The 16,231-nt window shown below is 37.9% G+C and carries 15 protein-coding genes and 1 pseudogene; 1 reads left to right on the top strand and 15 read right to left on the bottom strand.

Features of this window, described 5'->3' with window-relative positions; genetic code table 11:
* Positions 1-29: 29 nt before the first annotated feature.
* Together QZV31_RS00235 and QZV31_RS00230 are read right to left on the bottom strand one after the other, a co-directional pair.
* The gene (locus QZV31_RS00235) at positions 30-425 is read right to left on the bottom strand and encodes a type II toxin-antitoxin system HicB family antitoxin (RefSeq protein ID WP_295356513.1); all 396 of its coding nucleotides are present in this window, start codon (positions 423-425) and stop codon (positions 30-32) included.
* A gap of 32 nt (positions 426-457) precedes the next feature.
* A complete protein-coding gene (locus QZV31_RS00230) occupies positions 458-646 on the bottom strand; it encodes a type II toxin-antitoxin system HicA family toxin (RefSeq protein WP_295356511.1) in 189 nt (62 codons plus the stop codon).
* A 372-nt stretch (positions 647-1,018) separates the two neighbouring features.
* On the opposite strand from QZV31_RS00230, the gene QZV31_RS00225 reads away from it, so the two are divergent.
* Positions 1,019-1,723: a hypothetical protein gene (locus tag QZV31_RS00225; protein WP_295356510.1), complete on the top strand. Its 705-nt coding sequence runs from the start codon at positions 1,019-1,021 to the stop codon at positions 1,721-1,723.
* Between the two features lie 262 nt (positions 1,724-1,985).
* Here the strand turns inward: QZV31_RS00225 and QZV31_RS00220 are convergent, their stop codons facing one another.
* From QZV31_RS00220 to wecB, 13 genes and pseudogenes are all read right to left on the bottom strand, one after another.
* Positions 1,986-2,873, bottom strand: coding sequence for a BRO family protein (locus tag QZV31_RS00220; RefSeq protein ID WP_295356507.1), 888 nt, complete (start codon positions 2,871-2,873; stop codon positions 1,986-1,988).
* A 288-nt stretch (positions 2,874-3,161) separates the two neighbouring features.
* Positions 3,162-4,271: a UDP-galactopyranose mutase gene (gene glf, locus QZV31_RS00215; RefSeq protein WP_295356505.1), complete on the bottom strand. Its 1,110-nt coding sequence runs from the start codon at positions 4,269-4,271 to the stop codon at positions 3,162-3,164.
* 135 nt (positions 4,272-4,406) lie between these two features.
* Positions 4,407-5,522: a hypothetical protein gene (locus QZV31_RS00210; protein WP_295356504.1), complete on the bottom strand. Its 1,116-nt coding sequence runs from the start codon at positions 5,520-5,522 to the stop codon at positions 4,407-4,409.
* A gap of 4 nt (positions 5,523-5,526) precedes the next feature.
* A complete protein-coding gene (locus tag QZV31_RS00205; protein WP_295356503.1) occupies positions 5,527-6,264 on the bottom strand; it encodes a hypothetical protein in 738 nt (245 codons plus the stop codon).
* Between the two features lie 3 nt (positions 6,265-6,267).
* Positions 6,268-7,542, bottom strand: coding sequence for an AAA family ATPase (locus QZV31_RS00200; RefSeq protein WP_295356501.1), 1,275 nt, complete (start codon positions 7,540-7,542; stop codon positions 6,268-6,270).
* A gap of 124 nt (positions 7,543-7,666) precedes the next feature.
* Complete coding sequence (locus tag QZV31_RS00195; RefSeq protein ID WP_295356498.1) at positions 7,667-9,676, bottom strand: AAA family ATPase; 2,010 nt, start codon at positions 9,674-9,676, stop codon at positions 7,667-7,669.
* A gap of 167 nt (positions 9,677-9,843) precedes the next feature.
* The gene (locus QZV31_RS00190) at positions 9,844-10,659 is read right to left on the bottom strand and encodes a DUF2442 domain-containing protein (protein WP_295356495.1); all 816 of its coding nucleotides are present in this window, start codon (positions 10,657-10,659) and stop codon (positions 9,844-9,846) included.
* On the bottom strand, positions 10,622-11,455 hold the full coding sequence (locus QZV31_RS00185; protein ID WP_295356493.1) for a hypothetical protein: 834 nt from the start codon (positions 11,453-11,455) through the stop codon (positions 10,622-10,624). Before QZV31_RS00185 ends, QZV31_RS00190 begins: the two co-directional genes overlap by 38 nt.
* 228 nt (positions 11,456-11,683) lie before the next feature.
* The gene (locus QZV31_RS00180; protein WP_295356491.1) at positions 11,684-12,379 is read right to left on the bottom strand and encodes a hypothetical protein; all 696 of its coding nucleotides are present in this window, start codon (positions 12,377-12,379) and stop codon (positions 11,684-11,686) included.
* Positions 12,363-12,893, bottom strand: a complete 531-nt coding sequence (locus QZV31_RS00175; protein WP_295356488.1) for a hypothetical protein — start codon at positions 12,891-12,893, stop codon at positions 12,363-12,365. Before QZV31_RS00175 ends, QZV31_RS00180 begins: the two co-directional genes overlap by 17 nt.
* Before the next feature lie 2 nt (positions 12,894-12,895).
* Complete coding sequence (locus QZV31_RS00170; protein ID WP_295356485.1) at positions 12,896-13,735, bottom strand: ParA family protein; 840 nt, start codon at positions 13,733-13,735, stop codon at positions 12,896-12,898.
* Positions 13,736-14,369: 634 nt separating this feature from the next.
* A pseudogene (locus QZV31_RS00165) lies at positions 14,370-14,813 on the bottom strand (UDP-galactopyranose mutase); the annotation flags it as partial.
* Between the two features lie 100 nt (positions 14,814-14,913).
* Positions 14,914-16,092 carry a UDP-N-acetylglucosamine 2-epimerase (non-hydrolyzing) gene (wecB, locus tag QZV31_RS00160; protein ID WP_295356481.1) on the bottom strand — a complete coding sequence of 393 codons (1,179 nt, stop codon included), beginning with the start codon at positions 16,090-16,092 and terminating at the stop codon, positions 14,914-14,916.
* Positions 16,093-16,231 lie beyond the last annotated feature (139 nt).

The following is a 16,231-nucleotide window of genomic DNA, read 5'->3' as shown; positions in this document are numbered from 1 at the left end:
GTTGCATTTGCAATAAAACAGATTCCTACTTATTTTTCAATCCCCAGTTCATTCATCAACGCATTCTGCAGCAAATTAGAAAAATTAATGTTTTTATTGATAGCCAATGTATTCAACCATGACGGAATCGTTACATTCTTTCTGACAGACCTGGTATCGTGCAACTTCCTGTATTCCAATGTATCTGCTTTGAACAAAGCAATCGTTGTATTTGTCGGCACATCAATTTCATCAATCGATGAAGGTTGAGGAATGGGTATATTATTCTCTTCCCGATTCCATAACATAAGATTCAATACATCCTCTGCGTTTTCAAACGCCTCCTCCCAGGTATCTCCCTGCGTAAAAGCGTCTTCCAAATCCGGAAACTCAACTACAAATCCATCCTCTTCCTTAATAATCAATGCAGGAAATTTATATTTCATATTGCGCATACCTCCCACGTAAAGCAACTTGCTTATTTCTTTATCCCTGATTGCTTTAAAATCCGGTTCAGCAGTCCTTTCTTAACATCAGCAGTAGAATGTCGCGGCACAGGAAAATCTTTTCCCGTTATCGGACTATGATATATATCATGATTTCCACCCGGCCGAACAAAAAAGCAACCATTATCCTTCAGGAGCTTTAATAACTCAGATATTTTCAAAATTCAGCACCTCTTCTTTATTATTTGCTCCATTGATATTATACGCATTTATACGTATGATGTCAATGGGGCACCGCAGCCATAACCATTTTAGAACTTTTGTTCGTGTTTATTTTACGACACTCTCCCCAAAAAGTAAAGAAGAAACACAAAAGCCCGGCGTCAACCGGGCTTTTACTATCTTGTTCTCTCACTCTCTCAAGCAGTTTTATATCTCTTGCCATTTTGCACAATCATATCCCCCATCCGCCACGCTAACGTCACAAATACCCGGTATAATTTGAAAAAAAGATAATTGTGTCAGCGCCGGGCCAACTCAGCCTTTACTAAAAACTCCCGGCACTGCCAATGGCTACCGGGAGGGCGTACATCATGAAAAAAGTTTTAGCAACAGCGTTAGTTTTAAGTTCTTTGTTTTACAGCTTACAGGCAAAGGCCGCATCGAGCCTGGCACACGCCACGCCAACGGTAAATGTTCCTCTCTGCCAGATCTTCATGAAAGAGTATTCAAGGCCGCTCATCGACACGGTAAGAATAACGGTACCTGAAGCGAAACAGTTAGGGTATTTTTTTGAGCCAAAAAAGGACTGTGTTATTCTACATCAGTATAACGGCACGGCCGGCCTGTTCAAATTTCCGCATTATAATGATTTTAAGCTCTCCTGGTACGACGTCGTACCCTTTGGCACGGTCGTACTGGATGACGCAGACTGGGAACGGTTCCGAAGAATCAATTTTAGTGCAGATGCCGGCAATTGTCTTGACTGCGCCTTATATAAAAAGACGAAAGACGTTTATAAGCTGAAAGACCACCTGGTAAATTTAAGAGCCTTTGCCTCTATGCTGGAAGCCTTAAACGTCAGAGATAACTATGCAATCAAACAGTCTGCGTTCAACAGGCTGATGCAAACCAACAAAAAATTTGCATCCACAGTAGAAAAGGCAAAGGCCAACGGGTTCAGACTCTGTCCGGTCGTTCCTGATGATTATGCCGGCATGAATCTTGATTCTTATGTTGATACTGTTCAGGATCACTTACATGCAGTGGAAGAAAAAATGAAAGAAGCGATCAAGTAACTATAATATCAATGATACCTCTTTCGGCCGAACTACCAATAGTAACCATTTTCGTGACCTCACGAAAATGGTTATGACATTCAATCTTTGAGTTCTCACACGCTGTTATCTGTCTTATATTATTTCATTTATTCTACATCTAACTTCAACCCTACCCCCACCTCAGTGAGGGGAAGCGTGTTCATCATCTCTTGTTTCGCCGCGAACGATACGCGTCGGAGTACCCGGTGTCAAACAGAATTTTCTCCGCCCCATCTTCTTTTCATTTGTTATCACTATCTTCCTCTTCCGTTACATGAACACTGGCTTCAATCATTTGCTTAACAACGTGGTTCAACTGCCTGGCATTTTTACTTGTTATAACCGAACGGCCAAGTTGCAATTCCAAATCCCGGCGGGCATTTCCGGCTACTGAACCACCGCGCCGAGCAATATCCTGATTATTTTCAAAACCTTCCGGCTTTTCCTGCCGCGATAACTCACGGGTCGCCACTTCGGCAAGCTGATTCAACGTGAGCTCTGTTGTGCTCATATTGTCCCGCAAACTTTCCTTTTTTAACCCTTTCAGATTTTTATACTGGCGGGTACTCATTCCGGACCATGCTCTAGTCAGTTCATCTGTCAGAATGGCATATTCCTTTCCTTGCCTCACGCCCCTGTCTTTCCATTCATCCGTCAGTTCCTTACGGGCACTGATTGCCTGCAGACGCTGATTAATCCACTCACGGGTATAGCCTTTCCGCTCATATGTCGCAACCAGGCGTTCCGCTATCAGTTCCGGATCCAGAGTTTCTTCAATTCTCTCTCTGCCTACTTGCGCCAGCCACAACTTAAAAGGCTCTGCTTTTTTGGAAGGAATAGACTGGATGATACGGAGAAGCTGTTCCGTATTGGCAACATCAGTTAAACGACGCTTGCCGTCGGTAGCTTTCAATTTCAACTGACTACAATTTGTAGTCAGTTCATTCCCTTCGGCTTTAAGACGAATTTTCAAAACGCTCCAATACTTTGCCGCACGTCTGCTATCGGGTTGATCAGTCAGTATACCTATAACATCAACCACAGAAAAGTACCACTCTTCTTCCTCTTCGTTCCAGGCTGTACGAACCGGCTGATCCTCAAACAACTGCATATTTTCTATATCAGACATTACTGTCTCCTTTTCAAGCATTATTAACATCCAATTAGAACTTTTGTTCGCATTTATTTTATCACACTCACCCTAACATGTAAAGAAGAAAATAATAAACACGACACATACGAGTTTTAGGGAATGAATAGAAAAGAGGTAAAAAGCGAAATTCCGCTTTTTACCTCTGAAACCACAGGATTATTGATAGCCAAACCACAATATATTATAGCCCAACCGCAGGATAATTAATAGGCTACTAAAGCGGGAACCAACTCTCGCAACTAAAATAAAATCACCAGTGTTTTTTCACTCCAACCCTTCCACTCTCTCCAGCGCCGCCGCGATCACCTGATCCATGTCATAATACTTGTACTCGCCCAGGCGGCCGCCGAAAATCACCTTGTCTTCCTTGTCCGCCAGCGCCTTGTAGGAGGCATACAACGCACTGTTGCGTTCGTCGTTCACCGGGTAGTAGGGCTCATCCCCCGGCTTCCACTCGGAACTGTACTCCCGGCTGATCACCGTCCTGGGCAGATCGTTCCCCGCCTCATCCTTGCCAAACTCAAACCACTTGTGCTCGATGATCCGGGTCCAGGGCGTCTCACGGTCCGTATAGTTCACCGCCGCATTGCCCTGGAAGTTTGGCATATCCAGCAGTTCCGTTTCAAAACGCACCGAACGGTATTCCAGATATCCCAGTTTATAATGGAAGTACGCATCAATAGGACCGGTATAGATTACCTTTTCCGCCAGCGCATCCCATTTGGCTTTGTCAGCTAAATAATCTTCATTCAGGCGCACTTCCACACCTTCCAGCATTTTGGCCACCATCTTCGTGTAACCGCCAATGGGGATACCCTGGTACAAGGCATTAAAATAATTGTTATCAAACGTATAACGCACCGGCAGCCGCCGGATGATGAACGCCGGCAGATCCTTGCAGTCCCGGCCCCACTGTTTTTCCGTGTAGCCTTTGATCAGCTTCTCAAAAATATCCCGGCCTACCAGAGAAATGGCCTGCTCTTCCAGATTGCGAGGCACACCGGTAATCTCTTTCCGCTGTTCCGCAATCTTGGCCGCCGCTTCTTCCGGGGTCACCACGCCCCACATTTTATTAAAGGTGTACATATTGAAGGGCAGGGAATATAATTCTCCCTTGTAATTCGCCACCGGACTGTTGGTGAAACGGTTGAACACCGTAAAAGCCTGCAGGTAGTCCCAGACCTTTTTATCATTGGTGTGGAAAATATGGGCGCCATACTTGTGTACCTGAATGCCCTCCACATTTTCCGTATACACATTCCCTGCAATATTGGGACGCTTATCAATGACCAGAACGTTTTTCCCCGCAGCGTGCAGCTGCTGCGCCATCACCGCGCCATAAAGGCCGGAGCCAACGATTAAATAGTTATACATAAGATATTCCCCTTTCAAGACCTATATCATTGGCACGAATTCTATCATCGGCGGATTGACAGTTGATTTCCTGATAATAGTTTCCTCATTTCCTTTTTTCATTTCATTCACTTAAGTACGATAAAATATCACGCCTTACAGTTTGTTTTTTACAAAATCTAAAATCATTTCGTCAATATATAGTAACTTGACAACAGCATCCGAATATTTTTTGTTAATCTCTTCTTCACTCTCTTTGGTGCCGTGGTACGATTTATTCCTGACATCAATAAGTTCTTCTAACAGCTTTTTATTAATAATTTGTTTTTGCCCATGATGATTATAATCCTCAATTCCCATCCATTTCAAAATATTCTCCAGTTTTCTGGCTCTTCCAATATCGCTGACCTTCATAAGCCCATCTTTAAGAAATGACAATACTCTTTTTCTTTTACTATTTTCTATACATGGCTCAACATGCAAGAGTATATCATCGACTTCATCCTTTGATAACAGTTTGTTTGAACCATTAAATTTTTCAAATTCTTTCTCACAAAACTCAATGATAGAAAACAAATGAAAAAACTTGCTCTTTATCTTTTCTGTTCCTAAGGCTAAATAGTATTCATTCATAAGAAATTCGACAACATCACTTTTTGGCAGTAACCATTTATCAATTTTCAATTCTTCTGTTGGAATCGTAGGATAAATAACTACGTGAACTCCGCACTGTATAAAAAAATTCTCTTCAACATGTACAACATTTTGTTTGTTGTCATCCGGTTCCGTAACTTTGCGACGGACATCAGCACAAAGCCTACATCTACTTCGTTCCCATTCCGCCTGACTCCAAAGTGCCTCCACCCTGGGTTGATAAGACTGCCTGTTTGCATTGTGTTTAATGAAAACCAAACTGAGTTCCTTACATATTCGATTGATAATCTTTTCAACAAAATGTTTGGCATATGTCTCATCATTCGTCAACAATCTGGAAATCTCACAAAAAACCTTATAATTGTCCCCTTTTGTACTGTCCCCATCATCCAAATTAATTGAATATAATTTAACTTTTACAGTATTTTTAAAAACTGGACCATTGTCACAACAAGAAAATTCACATGTTTTTAACGTGTTTTCAATAATTGCCTCAACATCTTTCATTTTAAAAATAATTTCAGAAGTAGGATTATTAGAATGAATTGAAAATCTATTATATGTCAATGGAACTGTGACACAGTATTCAAAAACTCTACAAGCAGACATTATTCCCATGAACTTACCTTATAGCTCTGATTTTTCTCTTAAGGAAAAACAGCCAAACCCCTACATACTCCATATACTCTTCCGCACATTCAAGTTCCTTCACTTTCTTTTCAAGCACAGCTTTAGTCAATTTATTCTTTTTTGAAAGACCTTCAATAAATCTACAAAATGAATCATATACATCCTTGCGGCCTTTTACAAGACAAGTTGAAGTATCAATCATCTTTCCAGTTGCTTTATCAACAATGCCATTCAAATGCAAAACTTCATTTATGTCATGTTCCATTTCTTTGTCCTTGGATGATGTAAAAATCCTGCCGTTCCTGTCATATCTAATCATTTGCATCTGAATTTTATCCAATGGACTCAAATGTAAAAGCTGATTTCCTTTCGCTGCATCACAGCACAAAATCTTTTCGTTAGGGGATACAACCGTGACCAATCTCCCACCTTCACAGCAACCCAACATATTGAAATAGGAAAGAGCATCTGCCCCAGACTGCTGAACAGGAACAAGATGCTCAATAACCATATGATTATTATTCCGGATACGTTTCATGCAATAAGCGCATAATCCATGCTGTTCTTTAAGTAATTGAGCCTTGATAATCGTTTTATCAAGCGTATCGAAACAGGAACGTACAAGTTGAGCATCATCCTTATCTGTATCATCCCAATGGCAATCCCGTTTCACCCTGCTTATTTCCACTCTGACATTTACGTCAGGGCCTTTTTTTTCTATATAAAGCATTTTTCAGGCTTCCTCAATCCATCTGTTTACTTCAATAAAATCATTAATTGACTTGGCTACATAGGAATCTTTTCCGTAAGCAGTTTCAATGGACTCCTGCAATTTTAACAAGCCTTTTTTATCATAGGCATTCAGAAGTTTTTCTGCCTCATCGTAATAAGCGGAAACTTCTTCCGGCATATCCTTTGTACCTTGCCGCAACTCCAAGACATCGTTTATTTTATAGCCAAAGGCATTTTCCAAACTAATTATCTCGTCAACACTCTTCATTAAAAATAAAGATGCATCTTTTGCAGAAGACAAAATAATTGGCGAATGCGTCGCAACAATAAACTGGACTTTGGGAAACGTATTTTTCAAGGCGTCCAATATTTTCCACTGCCAGGCAGGATGCAAGTGCATCTCAATTTCATCAATTAATACAATGCCTTCCTGTTCCTTTAAACTTGTAAGTTCAGGGTTCAGAACGGAAATACGATAAGCCAATTCAATCGCTGTGCAGAGTATACTTTGGAATCCGGCACTCAGATTATAAAACGGCGTTTCTTTACAATCATCTACATAAACAAGATATCCCCATTCAAAAGAATGATATATCTTTGGATTCTTAGCTTTATTATCTATTGCCTGAACGAAAGTTGAAACAATGCTCTTGAACAGTTTATATTCGCGGACTTCTTTCCCTTTTTGCAAAGCCGTAAGTTCCATCTGCATACACCATAACAGGATATCATCAATGTTTAATTCTTTGTTGAAAGTGTTTTTATAACCGCTCAAGCGCGCTGTTCGTTGTTGCTGCAGCGTCATTCCAAAAACTGTCTTGGCGTTAAAAACAGTACTGCCAGCCCTGCCAGAATTTTGATAATTAAGAAGAGGCAATGGTAAATTTTCATCTACTAATGTTTTGATATGGTGCATGATACTGTTACCTTCAACTTTCATTGTAGATGAAACTACTTGCTTCACAAGTGTGCTTTTATAAATATTATCACCAATACCTATCAAGGTATCAATAATTACAGGCGTATGATACCGTTGTGCAGAAGTAGCGTCCCCCATGGTGGAAGTAGTAACATGAATGTCAGATTGTTCAATCATCGCAAACGATGATACCGGGATTAAATGCAGTGTGTTAGACAGCGCAACTGCAATCGCATTTAACAATGATGTTTTGCCTGCCCCATTATTTCCAATAAGCAAGTTCAAGCCAGGCTTAAACTCAACGCTTAAATTCTGTATCCCTTTATAATTTTGTAAAGAAATATTTTTCAGATACATCTTACCCTCCATTAAAATATCTACATTACTGAATGATAATTTTATTATATCATACACTGTTACCAATATAAACCATACTTTGGCATAAGAAAGCACTTATTTAGAAATAAATTAACGGCTCATCTTAATCTTGCAAAATATCACGAATAACCTTAAACAATTCAATAAACGCTGAAAAATCCATGTTTTCAAAAGGAAACTCCTTATTTAATATTCTTTTTGCAAACTGCACTTTAGTCAATGCATAATTAGGTGAATTCACCCCTAATTGATAATTAACAACTCCTCCTTCTTCGTTACCATCAATGATATTAATTTTACCATCACCGCACACATTCTTTTTAAAGCAAACCAGACCATTTTTTTCACAAAAGCCAAGTTCGTCAAAATCATTCCCCATGTATAAACGTCTTTTAATATTATTAGGAAACATGACTTCCTTCTTTATCTCATCATCCCGGTAATAATGCTCTATACAAATTGCCGGGGTCTTTTTACGAAATTCAGGGACAGGCAGGAGTAACGAATAAACATTATTTTTCCAATTTCTGTAAGTTTCATTTTGAATAAGATCCTTGGTGATTGTCCGATTATCATTATCAGCAATAAATATGAGCTTCCTTGATTGCTCTATTTTGCTAAATTGCTTACACATGTTAACCAACTCTCTATCGCCCATATTTAATACCACTGAATCAGGATTTGGGTTCTTCTTAGAATCATATTCCAAAAAATCAAACTCCAATTTGCTCAACCAATCAGAACAACGCGGGTCGGCACACAATGCCTGGAATGCAGCTTTCATATGACGCCAGTCACTTGAGCCCTCAGTGATAATCAGCGGTCTTTCATTTCTTTTGTTAATCTCATTTTTGATTTCTTCTTGAAACTTAGCGGTTTCTTTAAAATATTCATATGCGCTTTCAAATTCAGTAAATTGTTCCGGATTAATACTTAAACCCGAAGGAATATCATAAATATTAAAGCCATCTTCCCCAAATTCTTCCTGCATACCAAGCAATAATAATGGTGAATGCGTACTTATAATGAATTGAATTTTAGGAAACAATTTTATAAGTTTAGGCAGTACTTCTCTCTGCAAATGTACATGCAAATGTAATTCCGCTTCATCTATTATAACTAACCCCTTAATCTGATCAAGAGCAAAACTCTCATTACTATTCAAGTTATCTGCGTATTTAATAATAGTTGCAAAAATATGAAATAGTGCAAGTTGGCCTGTTGATAACCAATCTAACGAACGTACTACTGCTTTGTTTGTATTAGTATTGACAATATTGAATCTCACATTTTTAAAAGAACGATCTAATAGATTAAACTTAATTTCATCCCCTAAAATCTCAGACATAATTCTTTCAACATTCTTTTTAACACTAACTGATGAAACTAAACTATTGCAAGACTCTGTCGGGAAAAATAACTTAAAGCCTCTATTCTTAAGATCAATATCTACACGCGCATCAAAAATGACACTGATTAGCCACTGAATTGTAGAATTGATTTCATTCTCTACGGTAATCGGATTTTTCATTTTATCAGAGTAAGTCTTTTCGATAAAAGCCGATTCATTAACCTCACGGCCATGAAAATACTGACTGCCCATCCAACATGGTTGCATATACCTGTCCGGTCCAAAATAACAAACCACGTCCTGCCCAAAAGCTTTCAAAGCATCATTCTTACTCGTGTTAACTCTTTTATAATTATCTTGTATTCCCCAATTAAAAAATTCCGAAATATGATTATCATACATTTTAAGGTAATCCTCTTTAGAAGAATTACCACACTTATACATATATTCAAACGCACTACTATCCTGTTTAAATTTTATATGTGCAAACATAGCATTTTGTCCAATGCTAATCTGATATGGTGCAATTTCTTTAAAATACTGATTTCTTATTCCTTCTGTTTTTTTCATTGCGTTTGAAAACGCCACGTCTGCAATTTCATAACAAGCATCAATAATATGAGATAGCAATATTGATTTTCCGCTTCCATTCTTCCCTACAATTACTACGGGTTTGGGAATCGTTTCCCCGTTTTGCATAAAACTAATATCAAGTTTCTTAATAGGGCCAACATTTATATAATGTAATTTTTCAACATACATAATAACGCATACTCCTTGTATTAAGATAAAGCATGATGTGCTCAGGTGTTTATCTTTTTACTTACGATTTTACAGACACTTCACATCCGTGCTGTTTAATTATTAGGATACATACTTAATAAATTAATTATTAAATTTTCCTCTCCAGAATAATTATACTACTAAAATCAGGTTGTCTTTCTCTGCAAAACCTCATTTTTTAAAAACAATTTGTGTTTTGAATCAACTTGTATAGGGTTCAATTTTTTATTCGCCACCAAATAATCAATATTTTGTTTTGTACAATTTAATAATTTACAAGTTTGCGCAGTAGTAATCAAACGTTTTTCCAGCAAAATTCTTAAATCATCTTTTGTCAAAGGCAATGTCTTTCCCATCTTATATAGTTCATAATACATAATTGTAGCTTGCGGATTCCATTGAATACCATAACCATCCGGTTGTAATTCAACCTGATTAAAAAGTTCTTCGCGGTTAATATACGGCATGCATAACATGTATTTATTTATTATTTTTTTCATATCTATAATTTTAACTGTTTCATTTCTAAAAATCGTCAACAGTTTTTTATTAGAAAGAGGAACAACATCCACTACTTTTGTTTTCCACCTTTTGCTTAAAAACGAAGGAAAGGCTTCTTTTTTAACTTCAGTTAAATAGTAAGAATCTTGTTCACACCGTCCTTTTGAGAACCACAGCAAAGAAAACTCATCATACGATGAAAGTTTATGGTGCTTTAAAATCTGCCCAATATTCTGTCTTTCAGAGGGAATGATACGTTGTTGTATCCAACGTTTGCTCCAATAACTATTTAAACTATATTCTCCACGTTTTACAAAAGAAGATATAATAAGAGGTGTGTTCCAAACATTCGCATTGTCTGGCAATTCAATATAAAACGCTTTTGCTTTTTCGTAATAGAGTAAATAACCTAATAAAGATTTTTCACCTATACCTTTTTCTTTGATTGCAAAAACTCTCATATTTTTCCCACCTCTTCCATATCATTTCCTGTGTTAATCTAATACGCTTTTCACTAATGATTCCTTCCAAACCTGCTGTAATAGAAGGTATATCTTCTTTCTTCAGCGGTTCAACTTCCGGTTCCTGCCCTACTGGTATCAAGCTCAAATTCTCCCACGCTGAACTTTTACCCATGAAACATTGTATTCGTTTATCCTCCATGATATCAATCTTATCTAGTGTCACATCATTTTCATTACGGCAAAAGAAAGATAAACCATGATCAAACAACGGTGCCAAACGCATTGTTTGATTCTTCTTGTTACGGAGGATTTCTATATTACCTCCGTGCCTGTCCCGATTTAAAATCAGGAAATCAACCAAAAACATTTCATAGATGTTTTTTTGCCAATGAGCACGAATGCAAAAATCTAATGGAGTTTCTCCAAACGTTTTCTCTGCTTCGTAATAAACATCAAACGCAATTTTATCCTCTCCTGGCTTTTTAAAATCCTTTGATGCACATAACCAGGTTTCCATCTGTTTATTATCAATAGTAATCATTGCATGAATAAGTTGATATGATAAATGTTCAATATGCAAAAGTGTCAACAGTCTATCTACAATAATTTCATTGATACATTCATGGCCCGTAATACCATCAACAGAATTATAATTCGAAAGTTTGTAATAAATTTTTCCGTCCGCTCTTTTCTCATATGATTTTAAAAATGACCCAGCAGTACCAGAAGACTCGCGCTCCTGCGTCCAAATTAAGTGAGTCATATCCTGCATTTTATGAATTATCTGGTCCATAAATATAATATCTCCTTTCACAAAAATATTAGCAGAAAACTTGACTAAAGTCAAATTTATGTAAGTGCAAAATAACATATTGCCTTTACGCGTAAAAAAAGACCGGTAGTCAGCCGGTCATCAGAATCCAATTTTTCAAATAATACTATTCAAAATCAATAATAAATCTCTTCTTTTAAATCTCTTATCGACTTCTTAAAGATGCCTAAGAAATGATAAAAAAATTGTTTATTCACTGAATAATGTATTATTTACTTCCATTTTGGTCGTTTTAGACAGACAATCCAAAAAATCCTTTTTATTCTCCGGATGCATTTTATCGACATTTTCATAGTAATTTACAAATAAAATTTCTAAAAACTTTTCTGTTACTTCATTGTATAGCTTTACACATTCTCTCAATGATTTTTCATTATATTTGGGCAATAAGGCCAAAGCACTTATTGAATCAAACGTTGTTATATCCCCATGTACTGTTCTGCATAACGTTTTATAGTTTTTTTGTATCACTGTGAAAGACTTCTGCTGCACTTTTCCAACAAAATGCTTATCCGCCTTTGCTATATCAAAAATTCTATAAACGTTTTTTTCTTCAGTGACATCATTAGTTTTGATCAAAACTAATGCCTTTAAAAAATTTTCAATACTACATCTGAGCTGTATTTTACTAGTCTTATATAAACCTTGTATCATACAAAAAAGCGCAATCATTAAATCTGAACCTACTTCTTTTAAATATAATAAGCTTTGTTCACTATATCTTTGTATCTTTAATTCCGCCAAAAATATTAAAAATGCATATAACTTTTTGTGCATGGATTTAAAACTATCACTCTGCTCTTTATTGATATTTAATTGATAATTAACAATAAAATTAACAAAACTATCAAAATCTGATGTAATACGCCTACTCATCATTTTCACCAAATAATCTCTGCAAGGTATCGTTCCATGAAAATAAGTGTCCTTCTTGTTCTGCATCTCGCTGCATAACTTTAACTCGTTTTTTATTTTGAATTATACATGCAACCCATTTAGTTAAAGTATCCATTCTCTTTTTGTTTTCTTCTTCAACTTCACAGATTATCAGACCTATTATTTCATTTCTTGACCTTTTTTCCCATCTTGAAATATGTAACAATAAAACCTCATCAGCAAATTGAACTAACTGAAAGTTATTTTGAAATAATTCCACATCCTTCAATAATGATGGTAAAATGCCAATCAAATTATAAGTAACATTATTTAATTTATAACCAGATGTATTCGTGCCATGCACAATTTCATTACGATATTTTTTTAATACATTTGAAGCAATTTTAAAATTTAAATTATTATTTGAATCTAACAACCAACACAATTCTTCAAAAAAGTTAAATAGTTGCTCTGTTTCAGCCTTATCATCCATTTTTTTCTTATTTTCAATAAACAAGGACAAGATTAACTCACCTCCACTCTTTTCAAAAACTCTTGAACTATACCTGAAAATTGTAATTTTAGATGGGAATCATCAATATCCATAATAAACTTTCCGTTCAATTGTCCTGTTGCAACACTAGCGCGTTTTAATAATATCGGCTTATATAAATAGGGACTCCATTTTTCAGACCTTGAAAGATAATCTGTCGCCTTTTTATATACTCTGGTTCTACGTTCCACCATCGTTAATACTAAGCCTGCACATTTACAAGAACAGCCATAATTTTCTTTTCTTTCCTTGATTATTCCATCCAATAAATCCAGTCCAATCATGCTTATAGGTTCGGGCTTAGTAGGTATCAGATAATAATCCGAAGCTATTATAGCGCTTGTCATCCAAACAGACGGCGTTGGTGGGCAATCAATAATGCAAATGTCATATTCGCTATTTTCTTTTAAATAATTAAGGTAGTTTTTTAGCTTATGCTCTGTTCCTTGACCTGGCGCCATTTCAAATCTAAATAAATCCAACCTTCCAGGTATTAAATCAAAACCACGTTCTGTTTCCAGTGGTTTGATACTATCATAAGTTAAGGGGGGAATTGACTTTACACCACGTGTAACAGAAACCATTGCAGCTTTTGTATAGTTAAACACGTCAATTATAGTTATATTGCAATTATCCACATAACGTATATATTCATCACCATTAAGAAGACATTGTGTCGCATTAAACTGTGGATCCACATCAATAATTAAGACTTTTTTGGAATGTCTTTTTACCAAAAAGTCTGCTATATTTACCACTAAGGTTGTCTTGCCAACGCCGCCTTTCATATTAACAAAGCTTACAATAACCATTTCAACCACCTTTTTACAACAGCCACTATAATCATGTATTCACAAATATGATAGTATCTCGTATAATCCAATTATCAGAAATGGTAATTGGATATTTCCTTTCTCCCAAATTTTCTGAGAAATTCAATTCGGCTCCGTTTCAAAAAACGACAACTAAAATGATATACATACGGCCAAATGCCTCATGCCATACATGTACTATCATTGTAAATGATAGTACCAAAAATAGCAATAGGGTTTTACAAGGATCTTCTGGATGAACTGAACTGTGCAGATGAATGCGAGGCAAGAACTGCTTTCTGCAGTCTGGTTGACAGTAAGCACACAATAACATACTGCCTTTTCAATTTCATATAACCATGAGAAAATTACCATATCCTGATTTAATAATAACTCTTTAGACACAAAGAACAACAATTCTAATTTATTTTGACCAGGTATCTCTGAATCTTTTCCCAAACTTACATAACTCAAAATACGGACAAGGAATCTTTAATAATCTCTTCAAGAAACCAAACAACAGTAAGCGTTTCTACATGTTTTATGAATAATGTCATAAAGCCCGAGTCCGAAAAATCGAAACCGGGCTTTTTCATTTTCGTGAATCACGTTGTTTAGAATCACTTATACTTTTTTATAACAACCCTTCCGCTCTCTCCAACGCCGCTGCAATCACCTGGTCCATGTCATAGTACTTGTACTCGCCCAAGCGGCCGCCGAAGATTACCTTGTCTTCCTTGTCCGCCAGCGCCTTGTAGGAGGCATACAACGTACTGTTTCTTTCGTCGTTCACCGGGTAGTAGGGTTCATCCCCGGGCTTCCACTCGGAACTGTACTCCCGGCTGATCACTGTCCTGGGCAGATCGTTCCCTGCCTCGTCCTTGCCAAACTCAAACCACTTGTGCTCGATGATCCGGGTCCAGGGCGTCTCCCGGTCCGTATAGTTCACCGCCGCATTCCCCTGATAATTGGGTATATCCAGCAGTTCCGTTTCAAAACGCACCGAACGGTATTCCAGATACCCCAGTTTATAATGGAAGTACGCATCAATAGGACCGGTATAGATTACCTTTTCCGAGGCCGGAACCAACGATCAAATAATTGTACATAAAAATTATCCTTTCAGAAAAATCAAAATATTATCCATTTCTCCCTGTCAGATTACAGCCTATAAACACCTAAAACTTTCTCCACACCATCTTATTTACCACACCCACGTAGCTCTGGATAATTTTAACAACCTTGTCACTTACGTTTTCATCCACATAGTCCGGCACCGGGATACCGTTATCGCCGTTCTTCACCATTTCCACAGCAGTATCCACCGCCTGCAACAGGCCTTTAGTATCAATACCGCTCAAAATGAAGCAGCCTTTGTCCAGGGCTTCCGGGCGCTCCGTACTGGTACGGATGCAAACGGCCGGAATGGGATGGCCGATGGACGTAAAGAACGAACTCTCCTCGGGCAGGGTTCCGCTGTCGCTTACCACGCAGAAAGCATTCATCTGCAGGCAATTATAGTCATGGAAGCCCAGAGGTTCGTGCTGGATCACCCTTCTGTCCAGTACAAACTTACCATCCGCTTTCATCTGTTCCAGTCGTTTGCGGCTGCGAGGGTGACAGCTGTACAAAATGGGCATATCATATTTTTCCGCCATCTTGTTAATCGCAGTAAACAGGCTTAAGAAATTCTTCTCCGTATCAATATTCTCTTCCCGGTGAGCGGACAGCAGAATGTATCTTCCCTTCTCCAGTCCAAGCCTGGCATGCACATCGGACGCCAGAATCTTCTCCAGATTCATGTGCAGCACTTCCGCCATGGGGGAACCGGTCACGTAGGTACGTTCTTTGGGCAGGCCGCAGTCTGCCAGGTAACGGCGGGCATGTTCGGAATAAGCCAGGTTCACATCAGAAATGATATCCACAATGCGGCGGTTGGTTTCTTCCGGCAGGCACTCATCCTTGCAGCGGTTGCCCGCTTCCATATGGAAAATAGGAATATGAAGGCGCTTCGCCCCGATGACAGACAGGCAACTGTTAGTATCACCCAGCACCAATACCGCGTCCGGCTGCAGCTTCACCATCAGCTGATAGCTTTTGGCAATAATATTGCCCATGGTCTCGCCTAAGTCAGCGCCCACGGCGTCCATGTATACTTCCGGGTCGTCCAGTTCCAAATCATGGAAGAACACACCATTCAGCGTATAATCATAGTTCTGCCCCGTATGGGCCAAAATGGTATCAAAATAGTTACGGCACTTTTTAATCACCGCTGCCAGACGGATAATTTCCGGACGGGTGCCAACAATAATTAATAATTTCAGTTTCCCATTCTCTTTCCATGAAGCGTTTCCCATAAAATGTTACCTCTCTTTTAAATCTTTAATCTGTTGTTGCCGAAAAAGCACAACGCAAACCTTGCTTGTTGTAAAACTTCCGTTAATTCATGCTTGCAAAAACACTTATTGAAAACATGATTTCTTCTAACAGCAATAC

The organism is uncultured Succiniclasticum sp. (assembly GCF_902793885.1).
Classification (GTDB): Bacteria; Bacillota; Negativicutes; order Acidaminococcales; family Acidaminococcaceae; genus Succiniclasticum.
This window is presented reverse-complemented; position numbering and strand designations above follow the sequence as displayed.